The organism is Ralstonia flatus (assembly GCF_958439105.1).
Taxonomy (GTDB): Bacteria; Pseudomonadota; Gammaproteobacteria; order Burkholderiales; family Burkholderiaceae; genus Ralstonia; species Ralstonia flatus.
Genome location: NZ_CAUDLI010000007.1, coordinates 72,127 through 88,471, shown reverse-complemented (window position 1 = coordinate 88,471; position 16,345 = coordinate 72,127). Strand labels below are relative to the sequence as shown.

17 protein-coding genes are annotated in these 16,345 nt (G+C 61.0%); 13 read left to right on the top strand and 4 right to left on the bottom strand.

Going from position 1 to position 16,345, the window contains the following annotated elements; all coding sequences use genetic code 11:
- The first annotated feature begins 11 nt into the window (after positions 1-11).
- Genes R2676_RS16860 through R2676_RS16850 form a run of 3 tightly spaced genes read left to right on the top strand, consistent with a single transcriptional unit; the run spans position 12 to position 1,272 of the window.
- The gene (locus R2676_RS16860) at positions 12-311 is read left to right on the top strand and encodes a YHS domain-containing protein (protein ID WP_004635209.1); all 300 of its coding nucleotides are present in this window, start codon (positions 12-14) and stop codon (positions 309-311) included.
- A gap of 44 nt (positions 312-355) precedes the next feature.
- Entirely contained in the window at positions 356-607 is a 252-nt protein-coding gene (locus tag R2676_RS16855; RefSeq protein WP_004635207.1) for a DUF2933 domain-containing protein, read from the top strand.
- 2 nt (positions 608-609) lie between these two features.
- Positions 610-1,272 (top strand): methyltransferase family protein, encoded by a 663-nt coding sequence (locus tag R2676_RS16850; RefSeq protein WP_004635205.1) that lies wholly within the window; start codon positions 610-612, stop codon positions 1,270-1,272.
- Between the two features lie 415 nt (positions 1,273-1,687).
- Here the strand turns inward: R2676_RS16850 and R2676_RS16845 are convergent, their stop codons facing one another.
- Both R2676_RS16845 and R2676_RS16840 read right to left on the bottom strand, forming a co-directional pair.
- Entirely contained in the window at positions 1,688-3,571 is a 1,884-nt protein-coding gene (locus R2676_RS16845) for a DUF3141 domain-containing protein (RefSeq protein WP_004635203.1), read from the bottom strand.
- 186 nt (positions 3,572-3,757) lie between these two features.
- Positions 3,758-4,003: a hypothetical protein gene (locus R2676_RS16840; protein WP_004635201.1), complete on the bottom strand. Its 246-nt coding sequence runs from the start codon at positions 4,001-4,003 to the stop codon at positions 3,758-3,760.
- Between the two features lie 490 nt (positions 4,004-4,493).
- Here R2676_RS16840 and R2676_RS16835 point away from each other — a divergent pair, with 490 nt between their 5' ends.
- From R2676_RS16835 to R2676_RS16810, 6 genes are all read left to right on the top strand, one after another.
- Complete coding sequence (locus R2676_RS16835) at positions 4,494-4,718, top strand: hypothetical protein (protein ID WP_004635200.1); 225 nt, start codon at positions 4,494-4,496, stop codon at positions 4,716-4,718.
- A 39-nt stretch (positions 4,719-4,757) separates the two neighbouring features.
- Complete coding sequence (locus R2676_RS16830) at positions 4,758-5,531, top strand: outer membrane lipoprotein-sorting protein (RefSeq protein ID WP_004635198.1); 774 nt, start codon at positions 4,758-4,760, stop codon at positions 5,529-5,531.
- The gene (locus tag R2676_RS16825) at positions 5,528-6,232 is read left to right on the top strand and encodes an ABC transporter ATP-binding protein (protein WP_004635197.1); all 705 of its coding nucleotides are present in this window, start codon (positions 5,528-5,530) and stop codon (positions 6,230-6,232) included. Before R2676_RS16830 ends, R2676_RS16825 begins: the two co-directional genes overlap by 4 nt.
- Positions 6,229-8,721 carry an ABC transporter permease gene (locus tag R2676_RS16820; protein WP_004635192.1) on the top strand — a complete coding sequence of 831 codons (2,493 nt, stop codon included), beginning with the start codon at positions 6,229-6,231 and terminating at the stop codon, positions 8,719-8,721. Before R2676_RS16825 ends, R2676_RS16820 begins: the two co-directional genes overlap by 4 nt.
- The gene (locus tag R2676_RS16815) at positions 8,714-9,859 is read left to right on the top strand and encodes a hypothetical protein (protein ID WP_004635189.1); all 1,146 of its coding nucleotides are present in this window, start codon (positions 8,714-8,716) and stop codon (positions 9,857-9,859) included. Before R2676_RS16820 ends, R2676_RS16815 begins: the two co-directional genes overlap by 8 nt.
- Before the next feature lie 96 nt (positions 9,860-9,955).
- Entirely contained in the window at positions 9,956-11,653 is a 1,698-nt protein-coding gene (locus R2676_RS16810; RefSeq protein WP_004635187.1) for an ABC1 kinase family protein, read from the top strand.
- 50 nt (positions 11,654-11,703) lie between these two features.
- Here the strand turns inward: R2676_RS16810 and R2676_RS16805 are convergent, their stop codons facing one another.
- A complete protein-coding gene (locus tag R2676_RS16805; protein WP_004635185.1) occupies positions 11,704-12,888 on the bottom strand; it encodes a methionine adenosyltransferase in 1,185 nt (394 codons plus the stop codon).
- 254 nt (positions 12,889-13,142) lie between these two features.
- Between R2676_RS16805 and R2676_RS16800 the strand changes: the two genes are divergently transcribed.
- Genes R2676_RS16800 through R2676_RS16785 form a run of 4 tightly spaced genes read left to right on the top strand, consistent with a single transcriptional unit; the run spans position 13,143 to position 15,672 of the window.
- Positions 13,143-13,766: a LemA family protein gene (locus R2676_RS16800; RefSeq protein ID WP_004635183.1), complete on the top strand. Its 624-nt coding sequence runs from the start codon at positions 13,143-13,145 to the stop codon at positions 13,764-13,766.
- Positions 13,763-14,644 carry a TPM domain-containing protein gene (locus R2676_RS16795; RefSeq protein WP_004635180.1) on the top strand — a complete coding sequence of 294 codons (882 nt, stop codon included), beginning with the start codon at positions 13,763-13,765 and terminating at the stop codon, positions 14,642-14,644. Before R2676_RS16800 ends, R2676_RS16795 begins: the two co-directional genes overlap by 4 nt.
- On the top strand, positions 14,644-15,144 hold the full coding sequence (locus R2676_RS16790) for a TPM domain-containing protein (protein ID WP_004635178.1): 501 nt from the start codon (positions 14,644-14,646) through the stop codon (positions 15,142-15,144). Before R2676_RS16795 ends, R2676_RS16790 begins: the two co-directional genes overlap by 1 nt.
- 51 nt (positions 15,145-15,195) lie before the next feature.
- Positions 15,196-15,672, top strand: a complete 477-nt coding sequence (locus R2676_RS16785; RefSeq protein ID WP_009241694.1) for a hypothetical protein — start codon at positions 15,196-15,198, stop codon at positions 15,670-15,672.
- 156 nt (positions 15,673-15,828) lie between these two features.
- Here the strand turns inward: R2676_RS16785 and R2676_RS16780 are convergent, their stop codons facing one another.
- Complete coding sequence (locus R2676_RS16780) at positions 15,829-16,077, bottom strand: hypothetical protein (RefSeq protein ID WP_004635173.1); 249 nt, start codon at positions 16,075-16,077, stop codon at positions 15,829-15,831.
- Between the last annotated feature and the right edge of the window lie 268 nt (positions 16,078-16,345).

Sequence of the window (16,345 nt, the reverse complement as noted above, 5' to 3'; positions counted from 1 at the left end):
GGAGGTGGAAAATGACCTGGCTTTCGCAAAACCTGATCTGGATCGTGCTGGGCGGATTGGTGGTGGTGTTCCTTTGGCGCAGCCAAGCGATGCGCTCCAGAGGCGGCGAGGGTGCCGGCATGATGCACGGCGCTCCAGATGCAAACAGTGACCCAGTGACCGGAAACCGGGTTGACCCGACCCACGCCATCACGGCCAATTTTGAAGGGAAGACGTTCTACTTCGAGTCTGAGCAATCTCGCGCGGTCTTTCAGCAGAATCCTTCACGTTTCGTCCACCAACACCATCGCCATCACGGCGGGTGCTGCTAGCCAGCCTTTTTTCAAGCCGATTGCCTGTGGACGAGGAGGCTCGCATGAATGATCAAATGAACCCTGAAGATGGGCCGCACGCGGCGCACAGGACAGTCTTCAGGTCCAGGTGGGTTTTGATAGGCTTCCTGCTTGTGATCGCCTATTTCCTGTTCACGGAACATCGGGCACACGTGATCCCGTTCCTGCCCTTCCTGTTGCTCGCTACTTGCCCGTTGATGCACCTGTTCATGCACCACGGCCACCAAGACGAAGGGGGCGAGCCGTCAACGCACGTACATCCAAAGGGAGAGTAACGATGCAGCACGACACACAATCCGGCTACGGGCTCTGGTCGTTGGTCATCATCAACTCGGCCATCTTCATCATCTTCGCTTTCAGCTTCACCAAGCCAAAGACCTCGCGTGACTGGCGGTCCTTCGGGGCCTTCTCGGCGTTTCTCGTGGCGCTGTTTACGGAGATGTACGGGTTCCCACTGACGATCTACTTGTTGCTGCCCTGGTTGAGCAAGCATTTTCCCGGTATCGATTTCCTCTCTCACGACGCGGGGCATTTGCTGGAGGTGATGTTCGGCTGGCGCGCTAATCCGCATTTCGGGCCGTTCCACATCCTAAGCAACCTGCTGATCTTCGGTGGTTTCATCATGCTCGCTTCCGCCTGGCGGGTGCTGTATCTGGCGCAGCAGCAGCACCGTCTGGCCACCGGTGGACTCTATACCCGCATGCGCCATCCGCAATATGTGGCGTTTGTCCTGATCATGCTCGGCTTCCTGCTGCAGTGGCCGACGTTGCTCACGCTGATCATGTTTCCAGTGCTGGTCTGGATGTATGTTCATCTCGCGCTGACTGAGGAGCGAGATGCGCTGGCCGAGTTCGGCCGGGCATACGAAGCGTATTGTGAGCGCACACCACGTTTCATCCCCCGTTGGAGCAGTGGTGCGTCGAAGGCGTCGTCTCATTGATCACGACATCCTCGGCAGGAGGCAACCCTTCGCAGCCGCTGTAACAGAGTCCGCCACTCTGATCCTCTTCTCCACGTAATGCACGTTGGCTTGGCTGGCGGCGCCCGAACCTTTCGTGGATTTCATGGGCACGCTTTTCCATGGCGTAGATTTCAAGCATCTGCCGGCCAACTGCTCACGTGATGGTCCCTTCTGTATCCCGCCATCATGTTTGTAGTACGGTTCTTTGCGGCGGGCGCCTTCTTTTAGTCGCCGCACAACGGCCAGTTAGGTCAAAGAGAAAGCGCTGCCCGCTGAGGCTCGCGTTGCTAGTGCGCTTGGCCGGCAAATTCGAGCGCCCGTTGATTGGGCCATTGCCCATGTCTGGATCATCACAACCGCCCATTGGATATGCAGCTAAGAGTCGCCGGAAACCTCACCGCACGTCAGTGTCGCAAGCGCTGCAAGCTTGGCGAACCGTTGCTTCTCCAACGTCGCAGTCACGATGGTCTGATGCCGGAATATAAGACTGCGCAAACGAGTAGGGCCAAGATGGCCCGTAAAGCCACTGGAATGCCGTCTCGGCCACCAAGTCGCGCACTGACCGACCTGTCTCAAGTGTGTGTGTCAGCGTGGCGCTAAGCGCTTCTTCCGAAGCGCGCCAGATATTGTCTTCCCCGGCTTTTCGCCTGGAGGCCCTCACGCCCGCAGCCATGGCGGCTACGAGCAACAGCCATGGTTGGAACCGCTCGGACCATGCATAGCGCGTCCAGCGCATCGGATGGCTCCATTTCAGCCATTCAGCGCTCCACGGCGTTGCCAGCGCGCGCACGGTTGGGCTCCAGAACTGGTCATACAGCCGTTCGTTGATTTCCGAGACGGCGCGCACATGCTCGAACAGGGCACGCGGGTATGGGAATTGAATGTCTTCGACGCGACGCGGCTCAAACGTGACCCCGCGTTGGGAGTTGTTCTGTGGCGGCGCATCGGAGTGTTCCGACAGCTTCATCTCGTACAAGCCGGGCGGCAGCGCCTCAATCGCATCGAGGCTTTGCAGGATCGCGCGATGCTCGTGACGCGCCACGCTTGCGGAGACGAAAATGCCGAGGTGTCCGACATGCGGGTTGGTGAGATACACGATTCGCTGGCCGGCGGCGACCAGAGCTTCCGTACTTTCGTACACGACGGGAATCCAGCCGAGCGCCTGGTGCGGTGGCGTGATGTTGTCGCCGTACGAGGCAAAGATGACGATCGGTTTGCAAATGCGCCGTAAGTCGACCGTGCACTTACCGTCGACATGCACTTCGCCGGTTTCCAACTTGTTGCCGACAAAAAGATCCTGGATGGTTGCGACCAGTTCTTCCCGGCTGAGAAAGTAAAAGCCATTCCACCAGCGCTCGAATTCCAAAAACCGGTCACCTTCACCATCCGGATCGGCGAAGACAGTGTAGAGCTTGGTCCAGAGCGCGGACTCAGGCTTGAGTGCCTCGAAGTTCTGTACCAGCCATGCACCGTCAAAACGGCCGTTGCCCAGATCGGCAAGAAAGTTTGCTGACCACACGCCGCCGGTGAACGCCCCGAGCAGGCGCATCGGGTTGACGCCTGCTTCGCCGGACCAGTACGAGAGCGGGGAGCCGTTGAGCACCGCAGGGCAGGCGACGCGCTCGCAGCAGTGGGCAGACAGGAGCATCACTTCCCAGCCGGCCTGGCAGTTGCCGTAGAGCACCGGCGCCTGCCCGTCATGCCGTCGCGCGACCTCCTCGACGAAGGTACGAAGCGCGTTCAGGACGTCGCCAAGGGTCTGTCCGCGGCAGGGGGCCGGGAAGAAGCTGACAAAGTAGACAGGATGGCCTTCGGCGAGGGCCATGCCGACTTCCGAATCGCGCTTGAAGCCCCCAATGCCCGGTCCGTGACCGGCACGCGGGTCGATGACGATGACGGGGGTTGCATCCGCCCGAACCTGTCGCTCCAGGTGGTCGGTGCCACAGCGCGTGATACGGAGCAGGGCATAGTTGGCCGGGCGCTCGAAGGTTCGCGCATCCAGTAGCAATTCGTAGTCGAAATGCAGCGGTGGCGGCAGGCCGGCCTCCTCATGGGCCAACATATTGTTGGCGCGTTGCCGCAGGATATCGATGAACAGAATCCACCGCTGCGTGACATCCACCCAGTAGTCCCACCCTTGCTCAAGAGGGGGCTCGGCAGGTGCCGGCTGTGGCTCGGCCTGGTGGTCCGGTTCGCTAACCAACCGCAGCGCCGGGGCTGCTACACCCGGCGCCGATCGGGCCGGACGTCGTTTGCGCTGTACCGTACGGTCTGTCATCACACCACCTCATCACTTCCTGTGAAAGTCGTGATGTCCGTCACCAGACAGTGCGGACACGGGCTGCAAATCATGCGGTGCAACTGCATGGGCCTTGTAGGCCAGCTTAGCCGCATCGGGCCGAACTTCGTTGTCGCAGGTCAGGTGAATTGAAGCGCGGGCTCTTTTCTGAGCCCGCGCGCAGACTTACTTGGTATCGGGATGGAAATGCTTGGACTTGTCCCTGCCCTTGGTGTCCTCGGCGGGGGCGGCCGCCGGCGCGCTGGCGGCGGAAGCGCCAGCTTTCTCGGCGACGTGCGAATGCGGTTTCATTTTGTGCGCGCCGGAGGCTTCGGATGCCATGGGCATGTCGTTGTCCGTGGCAAATACGCCGGCCGACATGGATGCGGCGGTTGCAAGCAGCAGTGCGGAAAGGATGGTTTTGCGGTTCACGTTGTGTCTCCTAGCGATAAAAGTTGGCGGTTCAGTTTTGCAGTCCATTCTGGGTGATGAGGGGCCACTATTGCACTGACTCCTGCTGGATAGCGACCGTGGCTTGATCCATGTCAAGCCGGATCGGCGCTCCATGTCTCATTTCACCCAGCCAATAGCAGGATGTTTGGTCTCGTACGCCATGCCCCAATGCTCTTGGGCAGGGGCGGTGGGTGCGGGGATGGTTTCCATGAGCGGGGTATCGGCAGTCTGCCAACTGCTTCCCGATGGGAAGCTGACCGGAAGGTGACTTTTCTGTCATGCATTCCAGTTGCTTGATCTTCAGGTGCATGTTTCTGGCACATGGGGGCTGAAATGGCGACGGGTAAGCTATTACCTGCTACGCAATTGGATCGAATATGCCTTGATCCAGGTAAAGCGATGCCGCCCATAAAGGTGTAACGTGAATTGTGCTTGGGGTTACACCTTGGGTTTCACGAGGAGGTGCACGATGATGGTTCACGGGTTCGACATGGCCGGCTATGGTCTCGCTCACTGGATCACGTTTGCCGTCATGGCGGTGGTATTGCTGTATCCCATCGGCCGAATCCTGATGCGGATCGGGTTGTCGCCTTTTTGGGCCATTCTGGTGCTGGTGCCATTCTTCAACCTGATCGGGCTTTGGGTGCTGGCATTTGTCGAATGGCCACGGCAAGGGTCTGGCCGTCCTGGCTAGTCGGATGCCATGAAATCGTTCAGCTGCCCGGATGGCACCATGGTTCGCAAGGCCATTCCCTCTCTGGTGTCCGCGTGCCTTGTGGCGTTTGCTGCCGCATGCATGGTGGGTGGGGCTTGGGCTGAGGAACCAGACGGCCGCACGCTCGTCGATCGCGTCGATACCCTGCTGTGGGGCAAGACGCTGCAAGGCGAGTTCCAGATGACGATCACCACACCGCGCTGGCAGCGCGCGCTTGACCTGCGCGCCTGGATGGAGCGGCCGCGGCGCTCGTTCATCCGCGTTCTGGCGCCGGCCAAGGAGGCCGGTATTGGGTCGCTGCGTATCGGCTCGGAGATGTGGAACTACCTGCCCAACATCGAGCGCACCATCAAGATTCCGCCGTCGATGATGCTGCAGCCCTGGATGGGCTCCGACTTCACCAACGACGACTTGGTCAAGCAAAGCAGCGCCGTGGATGACTACACGCATCGGGTTCTCCGCACGGAGGTGCTGAACGGCGCCGCGTCTTACGTGATTGAATCGATTCCCAAGCCGGATGCCGCCGTCGTGTGGGGAAAGATTCTCTACTGGATTCGGCAAGCGGATACGATTCCGCTCAAGCAGTATTACTACAACGAGCGCAACGAACTGGTGCGGGTCCTGACGTTCTCCGACGTTGGCCCGATGGGTGGCCGCACCATTCCGACCAAATGGGAAATGCGCCCCGTGAATGATCCAGGCCACGCAACCGTGATCGTCGTCAAGGCCGCGCGCTACGACCAGCCGATTGACGACGAACGCTTTACGCAGCGCAATCTGCAAAAGCCATGAATGCTGCAGCCGATACAGTCGTCAAGCTCGTAGGTGTCTCCAGGCTGTATCGGCAAGGTGCCAGCGTCGTGCATGCGCTGCAGCATATCAATCTGGAAATCCGCAAAGGCGACTTTGCGGTGCTGGTAGGGCCGTCCGGCTCGGGCAAGACAACGCTCCTGAACGTGATCGGTGGCTTGGACTCACCCACCGAAGGCCATGTCTGGGTCGACGGCAGCGAGATCGGGACACTGGGTAAAGCCGCGCTTTCGGACATCCGCTTGCGCAAGATCGGCTTCGTCTTCCAGGAGTTCAATCTGATTCCCGTTCTTTCCGCGCTAGAAAACGTGGAATTCGTGATGCTGTTGCAGGGGGTGCCAGAGATGCAGCGCCGGGACCGCGCCATGACGCTGCTCAAGGAACTGGGATTGGAAGGGATGGAGCACAGGCGTCCGCAGCAACTCTCCGGTGGGCAGCAGCAGCGCGTGGCGGTGGCGCGCGCCATCGCGGCCGAGCCGATCATCGTGCTGCCCGATGAGCCGACCGCCAATCTGGATTCCAAAGCCGGCGCCGCGCTCATGGACATGATGAAGGCCATGAATGAACGGCGCGGCGTGACGTTCGTGTTCTCCACCCACGACCCGATGGTGGTCGAACGCGCGCGGCGGGTCATTCGCCTGCGTGACGGCCGGATCGAAGCCGATGAGCGCCGACCGCCATGATGCTGCTGCCACTCGCCGTGCGCAATGTGCTGCGCAACCGCAGGCGTTCCGCCATCACCATCTCGTCGATCGCCATCGGCCTAGCGGCGATGATCTTCAACTGGGGATTCACCGCTGGCATGAACCGCGAGATGGTCGAGAACACCACGCGGTATTTCGCCGGCGATGCGCAGGTGCATCTCAAGGGCTACCACGACGATCCGATCCTTGATCTCGCCATGCCAGACTCGGCCCCCATCCTGCATGCCGTGCGCAACGAGGCTGGGGTGGCAGCCGCCAGCATCCGCCTGGAAACCAAAGCGCTGGCCAGCCGGGGCGACAAGTCGCGCGGCCTCATGCTCGTCGGCGTCGAGCCGGCAGACGAGGCGCAGGTGACGATGCTCTCGGACGCCATCGTGGCCGGGCAGCCGCTGACGACCGGCGCGCCCGGCGTGCTGATCGGGGAGATGCTTGCTGAAGCGCTCGCGGTGCGGCCCGGGCAGAACATCGTGTTCGTGGGGCAGGGCTACGACGGCTCGATATCGAGCGGAAAGTATCCGGTGCGCGGCATCTTCCGCAGCAAGATCGACGATCTCGACGGCTACGTCGCCGTGATGCCGCTGCCTGTTGTGCGGGAGTTTCTCTCCGCGCCCGGTGGCGCCACCGCCATCGCCCTGCGGCTGCGCGAGCGCTCGCGCCTGGAGCCGGTCAGCGCGGGGCTCGCCGAGCGCCTGGGAGATCGTTACGAAGTCGTGGGGTGGCCACGGCTGCTACCGATGGTAGCGGTCAGTTCGCGCTTTCACGAGGTCACGACCTACGTGGTGCTGTTGGTGTTCTTCGTGGTGGTCGTCTTCGCGGTGGCGAATCCTGTGCTGATGTCCGTGATGGAGCGCACGCGCGAATTCGGCATCATGCTTGCCGTCGGCATGAGCCGCACGCGCGTGCTTCGGCTGGTCCTGTATGAATCGATCCTTCTGGGCATCGTTGGCCTGATCGTCGGCAACGCCGTCGGCTGGACAGTGACGGCGTATTTCGCGCGCGCGGGTATCCATCTGCACGGTTTTGAAGCCGGGCTGCGCACGATGCCCGGGCTGTCCGACGTCGTCTATCCGGTGGTGAGCGCCGAGCGTGGCGTCGTGCTGTCAGTGGCGGTCTTCGTCATTGCCGGGCTGGCGGCACTGTATCCCGCTGCCAAGGCCGTGCAGTTGCGGCCCATCGAGGCGATTCGCGGGCTACCCGCTGCCATGCGGGTGTCGTCACGAAACACGGGCGATTCCCGCTTGCCGGTGTTCGTGCTGCTCGCACTGCGCAACCTGCTGCGCAATCCACGCCGCACGGCCCTCATGGCCGCAGGCGCTGCCTTCGGCATCGTGGGCTTTGTCTTCATCCTGGGGTTTTTCGACGGATTCTTCGACCAGACGATCGAGAACTCCACGCGTTATCTGACGGGGCACATCCAGGTCGAACGCAAGGGCTTTCGCAAGGATTATGCCCCCGAGCTTGCCATCGACGATGCCGTCTCGCTGCTGCAAGCCGTCCGGGGCACGCCTGGCGTGATTGCGGCTGCGCCGCGCACCCAGGTCCAGGCGTTGGCCAGCACGGCCTCGAAATCCGAAGGCATCATGCTCATCGGCATCGATCCGGTGGCGGAGGCTAAGGTCACGTTCATTTCCCGCACGGTTGTCCAGGGACGGGCGCTCATACCTGGCGCCGATCGCGAAGTCATGATTGGCCGCAGGCTCGCCGACAAGCTCGGTGTCCGCCTGGGCGAGAAGATCGTCGTCATGGCCCAGGCCGCCAACGGCGAGCTCGGCACGGCAGCCTACGGGGTGGGGGGCATTTTCTCGACGGAAAGTGCCAGTTTCGATGGCGCATTTGCTTTTGTCACGCTGCCAGCGGCGCAGTCGTTGCTTGCGCTCGGTTCACGCGTTTCCACCATCAATGTCCGGCTGGAGGATCGCGCGCACGTGTCCGCTGCCGTTGCCCTGCTACGCGCGCGTATCGGTGGCACCGACGTGACGCTGATACCGTGGCAGGAACTCTTGCCGCAGCTCGAAGACATGGTCCGGCTCCTGCGCGTGGTGAGCAGTATCATCCTGGCGGTGCTGCTTCTGGTGATTACCACGTCGGTCATCAATACCGTGTTCATGGCCGTCACCGAGCGCACGCGCGAGTTTGGCGTGATGCTGGCGCTTGGCACGTCGCCCGCCGCCTTGAGGCGCATGGTCGTATATGAGTCCATCGCCTTGCTGTTGATCGCGTCTGCCGTCGGGTATGGCGCCGGCATTGCGCTGGTGCTGTATCTTGGGCATGCCGGTATGGACCTGTCGAGCTTCTTCGCCGGATATTCCGCCATCCCCGGGTTGACCGGCATCGTTTATCCGCGCATTTTCGGTGCGACGGTGGTCCCGCCGGGTATTGCGCTGTTGATTGCCGGCGTGCTGGTTTCGCTCTATCCCGCGGCCAAGGCGGCGCGGCTCGATCCAGTGCAAGCGATACGCCATGTTTAAGCAAGCCGTGCCGTTCGGACTTCTGGCGGCTCTGGCCTTCGGAGCCTCGGCGCAGGAGACGTCGCAGTCCGGGTTGAAATTTTCCGGTTACTACAAGAGCTTGCTGGAGGAATCGGAAACCATCGTGCCCGGCGGGCAACGCTATCTGCTCGATCTCAATCGCCTGCGGCTGCAGTTGCAGGGCAAGCTCTCCGAGCACGTCGCCGTGGATCTGCAGTACGACAACGAATTGCTGTTCGGCAGCTACCTGCACACCGCACAGTTCGCAAGCCAGAGCAGTCTCGCGCCGGATCAGTACCTGGATCTCGACGGCAATTACCTGCGTGGCGGCTCGTACTACGGCCAGCACCGGCTGTATCGCGGCAACGTCACCCTGTCATCGGGCGACACCGATGTGCGCATCGGGCGGCAGCGCATCGCATGGGGAACGGGCCGTTTCTGGAGCCCGCTCGACCTGCTGAACCCCCTGAACCCGACTGCCATCGAGCGCGAGGAGCGCGTGGGTGTCGACGCGGTGCTGGCCGAGCACAAGCTGGGGCCCATCTCCCGCATCAGCGCTGTGTACGCGCCGGGGCACGGTGGCGCGGACTCCAGCGCGGCATTCAATTGGCACGCCAACACGCATGGCGTGGACTATTCCATTGTCGGCGGGCGCTTCGGCAATGAGCAGGTCGCCGGCTTCGATCTCGCGGGGCAGATCGGCACGGCGGGCATTCGTGGTGAGTTCACGCAAGTGCGTGCCAAGACTGGCTCGACCTATCAACGTGCCGTTCTCGCGCTCGATTATGCGTTTGCGAACACGCTCACGCTTAGCGCCGAGCTCTACTACAACGGCGCCGGCACGACCAATGCCGCCGCGTACGATTTCACGTCGCTGTTGACCGGCAAGATTCGCAGCGTTGCCAAGCACTATGCTGGTGGCTACATGAGCTACGAAATCACGCCGCTGCTCAAGTGGGAGGGCTATGTGGTGGTCAATTTGGACGACCATAGCCGTTTCGTTTCGCCCCTGCTGACCTATTCGATCAAGACGAATCTCGACTGGCAGATCGGCGCCCAGTTCTTTATGGGCAGCAGTGGCAGTGAGTTTGGACATTTCCATCACATCTACTACACGCAGATACAGTGGTTCTTCTAAAACGATAGTGCTTGCCGGCTGTCGACGTCCGGAAAGCTGGGCTCGGATGCGTGCATGGCGCGGCAATGGGGAAGGTGGGCAACGAGGAGAAGGAACATGGGCGTCATAACGCATGCGAATCCCGAACCAGCGGTGCGCGAGCGGGTGCCCGCTGAACTGCCACGGCTCTTGTACATCCTGCGCGCATTGGCCGGGGCAGGGTGGGCGCATTATGTGGAGCGGCTACGGATTGGCCGTGACGCACTCGAAGCTTCAGTTGAGGCGGTGCAAGCGACCGATCAGGATGCAAAGCGGCTGAGAGCTACGCTCGAAGGGCTGGGGCCCGCGTTCGTCAAGTTTGGCCAGCTTCTGAGCCTGCGGCGCGATATGTTGCCGGAGGTCTATATCGAGGAGCTGCAACGGCTCCAGGATGATGTCGCTGTTTTCCCTGGCGAGCAGGCGCGTGAGATTGTCGAGCGTGAACTGGGCAAATCCGTTCACGCGTTGTTCACCAGTTTCGATGAGACGCCCCTGGCTGCCGCGTCGATCGGCCAGGTCCATACGGCGCAGTTGATTGACGGCACCAGCGTGGTGGTCAAGGTGCAGCGCCCCGGCATCGAGCCCATCATTCATGCCGATGTCAGGATCATGCGCTTCTTGGCCCGTCAACTGGAGCGGTATGTGCCGGAGAGTCGCCGATTTGGCCCGGGCGATCTGGTGGAAGAGTTTGCCCGGCTCATCAACGAAGAATTGGACTATCAAGTCGAGGCGCGCAACGGCGATCTCCTGAGGGAGAATTTGCAGGATGATAAGCACGTCTTCGTGCCCCGCATCTTTTGGGAGCAGACCAGCCGACGTGTCTTGACCATGGAGCGCAGTTTCGGCAAGAAGCTTACGCATATTCCGTCGTCCGAACAGGAGAGCCGACGGCGCGTGGCGCAGGCGCTGATGGCATCGTTCTTGAAGCAGGTCTTCGAGGACGGCTTCTTTCACGGCGACCCGCATCCGGGCAACGTATTTTTGCTGGAGGACGGCCGGCTTTGCTTTCATGACTTTGGCATCATGGGACGGCTGTCCGCCTATGATCAGGAAGCCTTGGCCCAGTTGATTCTCGCCGTCAGTTCCGGCGAGGTGTCATGGATGGTGGATGCCTATTTCGAGATGGGGGTGGCGACCGAGGGGGTGGATCGTGAGGCATTTACCCGCGATGCTTCGCAGGCACTTGACGCATACTACGAAGCCGCCGGGAAAGGCTATTCGTTCGGCGAAATTGTCCGCCAGTTTGCGCTGCTCAGCCAGCGCCATCGGATCAAACTGCCGCGCCAGTTTCTGCTGGTCTCGAAAGCGTTCATGCTGGTCGAATCGCAAGCGTTGACGCTCGCCCCGGACTTCAACGCACTCGCGTCCTTGCGGGAATATGCGCCGCATTTGCTCGGCCGCAAACTATTGCAGGGGGCGAATGTACAGACCGAGTTCAGCAGGGGATTCCGCACCTTGCGCGCGCTGCATCACGCCGCCGCCTTGCTGCCCGACATTCTGAACCGCACGGTGGAGGCGCTCAGCAGCGGTAAGGCGACGCTGCATATCAAACACGACCAGTTGCAAGGATTGGAAGCGCATATCGACCGTGCAAGCAACCGGCTGAGCTTGAGCTTGATTATTGCGAGCGTCGTGATTGGCTCCTCAATCGTCATGGCGTTCCACAGCGGTCCGCACTATGCGGGCATTCCAGTGCTGGGGCTTCTGGGTTTCGTCGTCGCCAGCGTGATGGGCCTCGCTTGGGCGGTTGCGATCCTGCGATCAGGAAAGTTCTAGAGGCGCCGCTACAAGCAATGGGGCCTCGAAAGCAACGATGCAGCGCTCCGCTAAAAGACGGCGATGGCACCCGTGGCCAACTCCCGTATCAGCGCTGGAAGCGCCGCCAAATGCTGCGCGGTCAGCTCGCGAACTTGCCGCTGCCGCGCAGCGGAGAACCCACCCGCCGCTGCAAGGTCGATCGCCACCAACTGAGGCTGGTCGACCGGGTGGCCGATTGCCGAGAGCAGCCTGACCGTCACTTCATCCACGCCTTCGATGTCGGCATGAATGCTCGCCGCCAATCGATGTGCCAGCACGTTGTAGAGCTTGCCGACATGCGCGGCCGGATTCTTTCCCGCTGCCGCTTCCAATGACATCGGGCGGTACGGCGTGATCAAGCCGTTGACGCGATTGCCGCGGCCGACCTCGCCATCGTCGCCGTGCTCCGCACTTAACCCGGTCACGGTCAGGTAAATTCCGCTCTCGTCAAGCGTAGCTGGGTCATCCAGGGTGTTGATCCCGATATGGCACGCCGTCGGCAGACACCCAGCCAGGTACGCTGCCAATCGGCCCTTGAGTGTGAAATAGTCTTCAATACTTCCCACGTCTCGGTCGACGAGTGCGAGCGCCACGGTAAGGCCGAAGTGCGCGCCCAGCCGGTGCCCCATGATCTTAAAATCCGCCCCAGCCGCATCAAAGGCGCTGCGAAATTCGTTGGAGCGCAGGACGCGCGCAGCGCAAAGGACCGTGTCTTCGAGTCGGGAGCGGGGTGCGTACCCGACGCCGAAGGAGGTGTCGTTGGCCAGCGGAAGCGCCGCCTGCTGGATAACACGCTGAAGATTCGGCGCCGAAGGCCTCAAAACAAGCTCGATGCCGATGTCATTGCCTGCCTTTCCCAAGGTTGCCACCAGGTATTCGCGGATGGATTGCTCGACGAGTGACGTGGCCGAAGCCGACGGCAACTCGGTCACGGGGCCGCAGACGATCAGCCGCGCGGGACGCAGAACTTTGCCGCCGCCGAACCGTGGCTGGCTGATGCCTCCGATTAACAGCGCCTTATCCAGGTTGAAGTGCTGAATCGCTCCGTATGCTTGCAGATAGGCTCGGGATAGGGCGCAGGCTGCCGCCTCGACGGCGCCATCGCACAGGCTGTCCGGATGGCCGAAGCCCTTGTGCTCGGCAATTTCGGTTTGTGTGGCTTCCAGCGTCGACGTGGTCGAGATGGAGAGTGCAATTTCGCCGACAGTCCGCATGATAAGACGCTCCTGCCCAAATCCGATTGGGTCATTCTATTCACTGGCAGTCCAGTTTGGTATTAAGACCGTCCCCTCGGGGGTCGCGATTGTGGGCCTTGAGCGACATCAACAAATTCGCCGCCCGAGTGACTAGCATGGAAACAGGACACCCGGAGCGGCATGGGCTCTTGTGTGGCAGGAACGGCATGGTTGGCCCATGCGCGGTGTTCCCATGCCTCCGGGGCTAAGAATCTCGAAAATGGAGGTGTCTGATGCGAGCAGCATGGTCAGTCGTTGTTGCGGTAATTTTGGCAATCAGCCTCTCGGGGTGCGGCTATAACACCATTCAAGCGCAGGATGAACAGGTCAAGGCAGGCTGGTCTGAAGTCGTGAACCAATACCAGCGGCGCGCCGACCTGGTACCGAACCTGGTCAACACGGTCAAGGGTTACGCAAGTCATGAGAAAGAGGTGTTGACGGAGGTGACTGAGGCTCGCGCGCGTGTCGGCGCCATCCAAGCCTCGCCTGCGTTGCTCAATGATCCGCAGGCGTTTGCCCGATTCCAGTCGGCGCAGCAGCAGTTGACCGGATCGCTGTCCCGACTCCTTGCCGTGTCGGAGAACTACCCGCAGTTGAAGGCAGATGCTGGGTTTCGCGATCTGCAAGCACAGCTTGAGGGGACCGAGAACCGGATCACCATTGCACGAAATCGGTACATCCAATCGGTACAGAGCTACAACGTGACCGTGCGCTCATTTCCATCGAATCTGACCGCGAAGGCCTTCGGCTATCAGGAGAAGCCCAATTTCACCGTTGCCAACGAGACGGCCATTGCCAAGCCGCCCCAGGTGGAATTCGGTTCGCCGTCCGCCAGTGCGCCGGGGAGCTCCAAGTGAACCTCCTCAAAATCGCGCGTGGCTTGCTTGTGGCAGCGGCTGCGCTCGTCTCTTTTGGGGCGGTTGCCGAAGTTGCCGTGCCACCCTTGACGGCGCGGGTGACTGACCAGACCGGCACACTCACGCCTGGGCAACTAGCAGAGCTAGAACAGACGCTGCAAGCCTTCGAAAACAAAAAGGGCGTGCAGATCGCTGTACTGATCGTGCCCAGCACACTGCCCGAAGCCATCGAACAGTATTCGCTGCGCGTGGTCGAGCAATGGAAGTTGGGGCGAAAGCGCGTCGACGACGGCGCACTGCTGATCATCGCTAAAGACGACCGCACACTTCGCATTGAAGTCGGGTACGGGTTGGAAGGTGTCCTAACCGATGCGACAAGCAAGCGCATCATTAGCGAAGTCATCTCGCCGCGGTTCAAGACTGGCGATTTTTATGGCGGCGTGAAAGACGGTGTTCAGAGTATGCAAGCCGTGATTGAGGGTGAAGCACTGCCGCCCCCCTCACGGTCGACGCGCGACGGAGGCGTATCCGTTCGGTCCTATATGCCTGTCATTCTGGTGTTGACGTTGGTGTTTGGCGGCGCGCTGCGAGACTTCCTTGGCCGTTTTCCGGGGGCGGTTGCAGCGGGCGGCGCCGTCGCCCTAGTCGCTTGGTTGCTTTCGGGCGCCATTTTTGTCGCGTTTACGGCGGGAGTGATCGCGCTCATCTATACGCTATTGGGTCCGGGCATGGTTGGGCACGGAGGCTCTTGGTCTACAGGCTCACGCTCGGGCCGCGGGGGATTCGGCGGTGGCAGCGGCGGTTTCGGCGGTGGCAGCGGCGGTTTCGGTGGAGGCGGCGGTGGTTTCGGTGGTGGTGGTGCCTCGGGAAAATGGTGATGGAAAACATCAAGCGAATTCTTTCCCATCTACTGACGACGCACTGGCGCGTCAGGCGAGCGTTCCCGCGCAAGGCGATGCGGGCCATCGGGCAAGCGATCGCTCAAAGCGAGTCGTCCCATGTCGGGCATCTGTGCTTTGCCGTGGAAGGCGCGTTGAGCTTCTCTGCGCTATGGAAGGGGGTGACGGCGCGGGAACGGGCTCTTGAAGTCTTTTCGCAACTGCGTGTGTGGGACACAGAGCAGAACAACGGCGTCCTGATTTATCTATTGCTGGCGGACCGCAGTGTCGAGATCGTTGCCGACCGTGGCATTCACGCGCGGGTTGGTGCTCAAGGATGGCAGGCGATCTGCAGCCAGATGGAAGCCGCGTGTCGGCGCGCCGAATATGAGCGCGGTGTGATCGACGGGATACGATCCATCACGCTGCGCCTGACGCAGCATTTCCCGGCGCGCGACCGGCGCGAGCAGAGGTTGCCCGGCAAGCCGGTCATCCTGTGAAGACGCAGAAATCTCTGTTTGATATTTGCGAAGTCGCGGTAGGAGGTGAATATGTTGTCTCTGCGCTCATTTGTTCCCTACGCTGCGGTGATTTGTGTCTTGGCGCTGCCGTCGGTGGAAACGCTCGCGCAAGCGCGGCTCGAACGTGAGGGCGTCGTCCTCTACTGGGGGTTGATTCCCGCCGCCATCGCCTCGGAAAGGCTCGACTTGGAGGAGTCGCATGGCGCACCTTCACCGGGAGGCGGCCGCCCTCACCACTTGCTAGTGGCGTTGTTTCGTGCCGACGGCTCCCGTATCACAGATGCCGTGGTGCGTGCGCAACTCAAGGAAGTCGGGATCGTTGATTCGCCGCCGAAGTATCTGACGCCCATGGTTATCAACGGCCAGGTTTCCTACGGCCAGGTGTTCACCTCGGTGCTGAGTGGGCGCGTGTATTTCCGCGTACTGGTGAAACTTGTTGACCGAACGAATGACATCGAATATCGGATTTCGGTCTCGCCTCCGCACATCGGCGGAAGTGAACCTTGATACCGGATGGAGCATGGCCGATACTGTGCCGACCAATGCATCTCGGCGGATTCGCCAAGCCTGTAAGACGATGATTGGACGTCGAAAAGGTCAGCAGCGACCAAGACCTGTCAACTCAGGTTGAGGGCCATGATCGCGTAGACATTTCGTAATGCCTCAACTCGACGAGCCACCGGTGGCCGGATAGCGCGTGTCGCCCGTCCATGCGCCGTCCGAGTAGATCTCAAACTTTCCAGCCTTGGCGCCATCAGTGTACGGATCGCGCGCGTCAGCAGCCCGCGCCCCGTCGGTGTAGACGTCGCGCTGAGCGAGGGCCCCGTTGCTGGAGGTTGCTGCGCTGGAAATGTTCGCGCCGAGAGAAATCAGCGCGGCTGCGATCAAGACGGTCTTCTTGGTGTGGTTCATTGCATTCTCCTGAAGTGGTTGGACTCAAAGGACTTGCTATGGGAGCCACTATAAGAATCCGCCCCTGACCGAGCGATGACGACCACATTACGAGAGCGTCATTCGGGCAAAGGATCGCGCAATAGTCGCGCTGATCCATGTCCTCCTGAATTCGACCATACATCGGAGGGCGCTTGACTCACATCAACCGCGCAAAATTGGCAGGTGCTTAAGCTTGTTCACCCGTTCGTAGGTTCAAAATGTGGTTGTCTGCCCATTTGAGCGTTTC

Coding starts and splice junctions, on each gene's coding strand:
- R2676_RS16860 (WP_004635209.1), top strand. CDS start 12: ATGACCTGGCTTTCGCAAAACCTGATCTGGATCGTGCTGGGCGGATTG.
- R2676_RS16855 (WP_004635207.1), top strand. CDS start 356: ATGAATGATCAAATGAACCCTGAAGATGGGCCGCACGCGGCGCACAGG.
- R2676_RS16850 (WP_004635205.1), top strand. CDS start 610: ATGCAGCACGACACACAATCCGGCTACGGGCTCTGGTCGTTGGTCATC.
- R2676_RS16845 (WP_004635203.1), bottom strand. CDS start 3,571: ATGACAGACCGTACGGTACAGCGCAAACGACGTCCGGCCCGATCGGCG.
- R2676_RS16835 (WP_004635200.1), top strand. CDS start 4,494: ATGATGGTTCACGGGTTCGACATGGCCGGCTATGGTCTCGCTCACTGG.
- R2676_RS16830 (WP_004635198.1), top strand. CDS start 4,758: ATGGTTCGCAAGGCCATTCCCTCTCTGGTGTCCGCGTGCCTTGTGGCG.
- R2676_RS16825 (WP_004635197.1), top strand. CDS start 5,528: ATGAATGCTGCAGCCGATACAGTCGTCAAGCTCGTAGGTGTCTCCAGG.
- R2676_RS16820 (WP_004635192.1), top strand. CDS start 6,229: ATGATGCTGCTGCCACTCGCCGTGCGCAATGTGCTGCGCAACCGCAGG.
- R2676_RS16815 (WP_004635189.1), top strand. CDS start 8,714: ATGTTTAAGCAAGCCGTGCCGTTCGGACTTCTGGCGGCTCTGGCCTTC.
- R2676_RS16810 (WP_004635187.1), top strand. CDS start 9,956: ATGGGCGTCATAACGCATGCGAATCCCGAACCAGCGGTGCGCGAGCGG.
- R2676_RS16805 (WP_004635185.1), bottom strand. CDS start 12,888: ATGCGGACTGTCGGCGAAATTGCACTCTCCATCTCGACCACGTCGACG.
- R2676_RS16800 (WP_004635183.1), top strand. CDS start 13,143: ATGCGAGCAGCATGGTCAGTCGTTGTTGCGGTAATTTTGGCAATCAGC.
- R2676_RS16790 (WP_004635178.1), top strand. CDS start 14,644: ATGGAAAACATCAAGCGAATTCTTTCCCATCTACTGACGACGCACTGG.
- R2676_RS16785 (WP_009241694.1), top strand. CDS start 15,196: ATGTTGTCTCTGCGCTCATTTGTTCCCTACGCTGCGGTGATTTGTGTC.
- R2676_RS16780 (WP_004635173.1), bottom strand. CDS start 16,077: ATGAACCACACCAAGAAGACCGTCTTGATCGCAGCCGCGCTGATTTCT.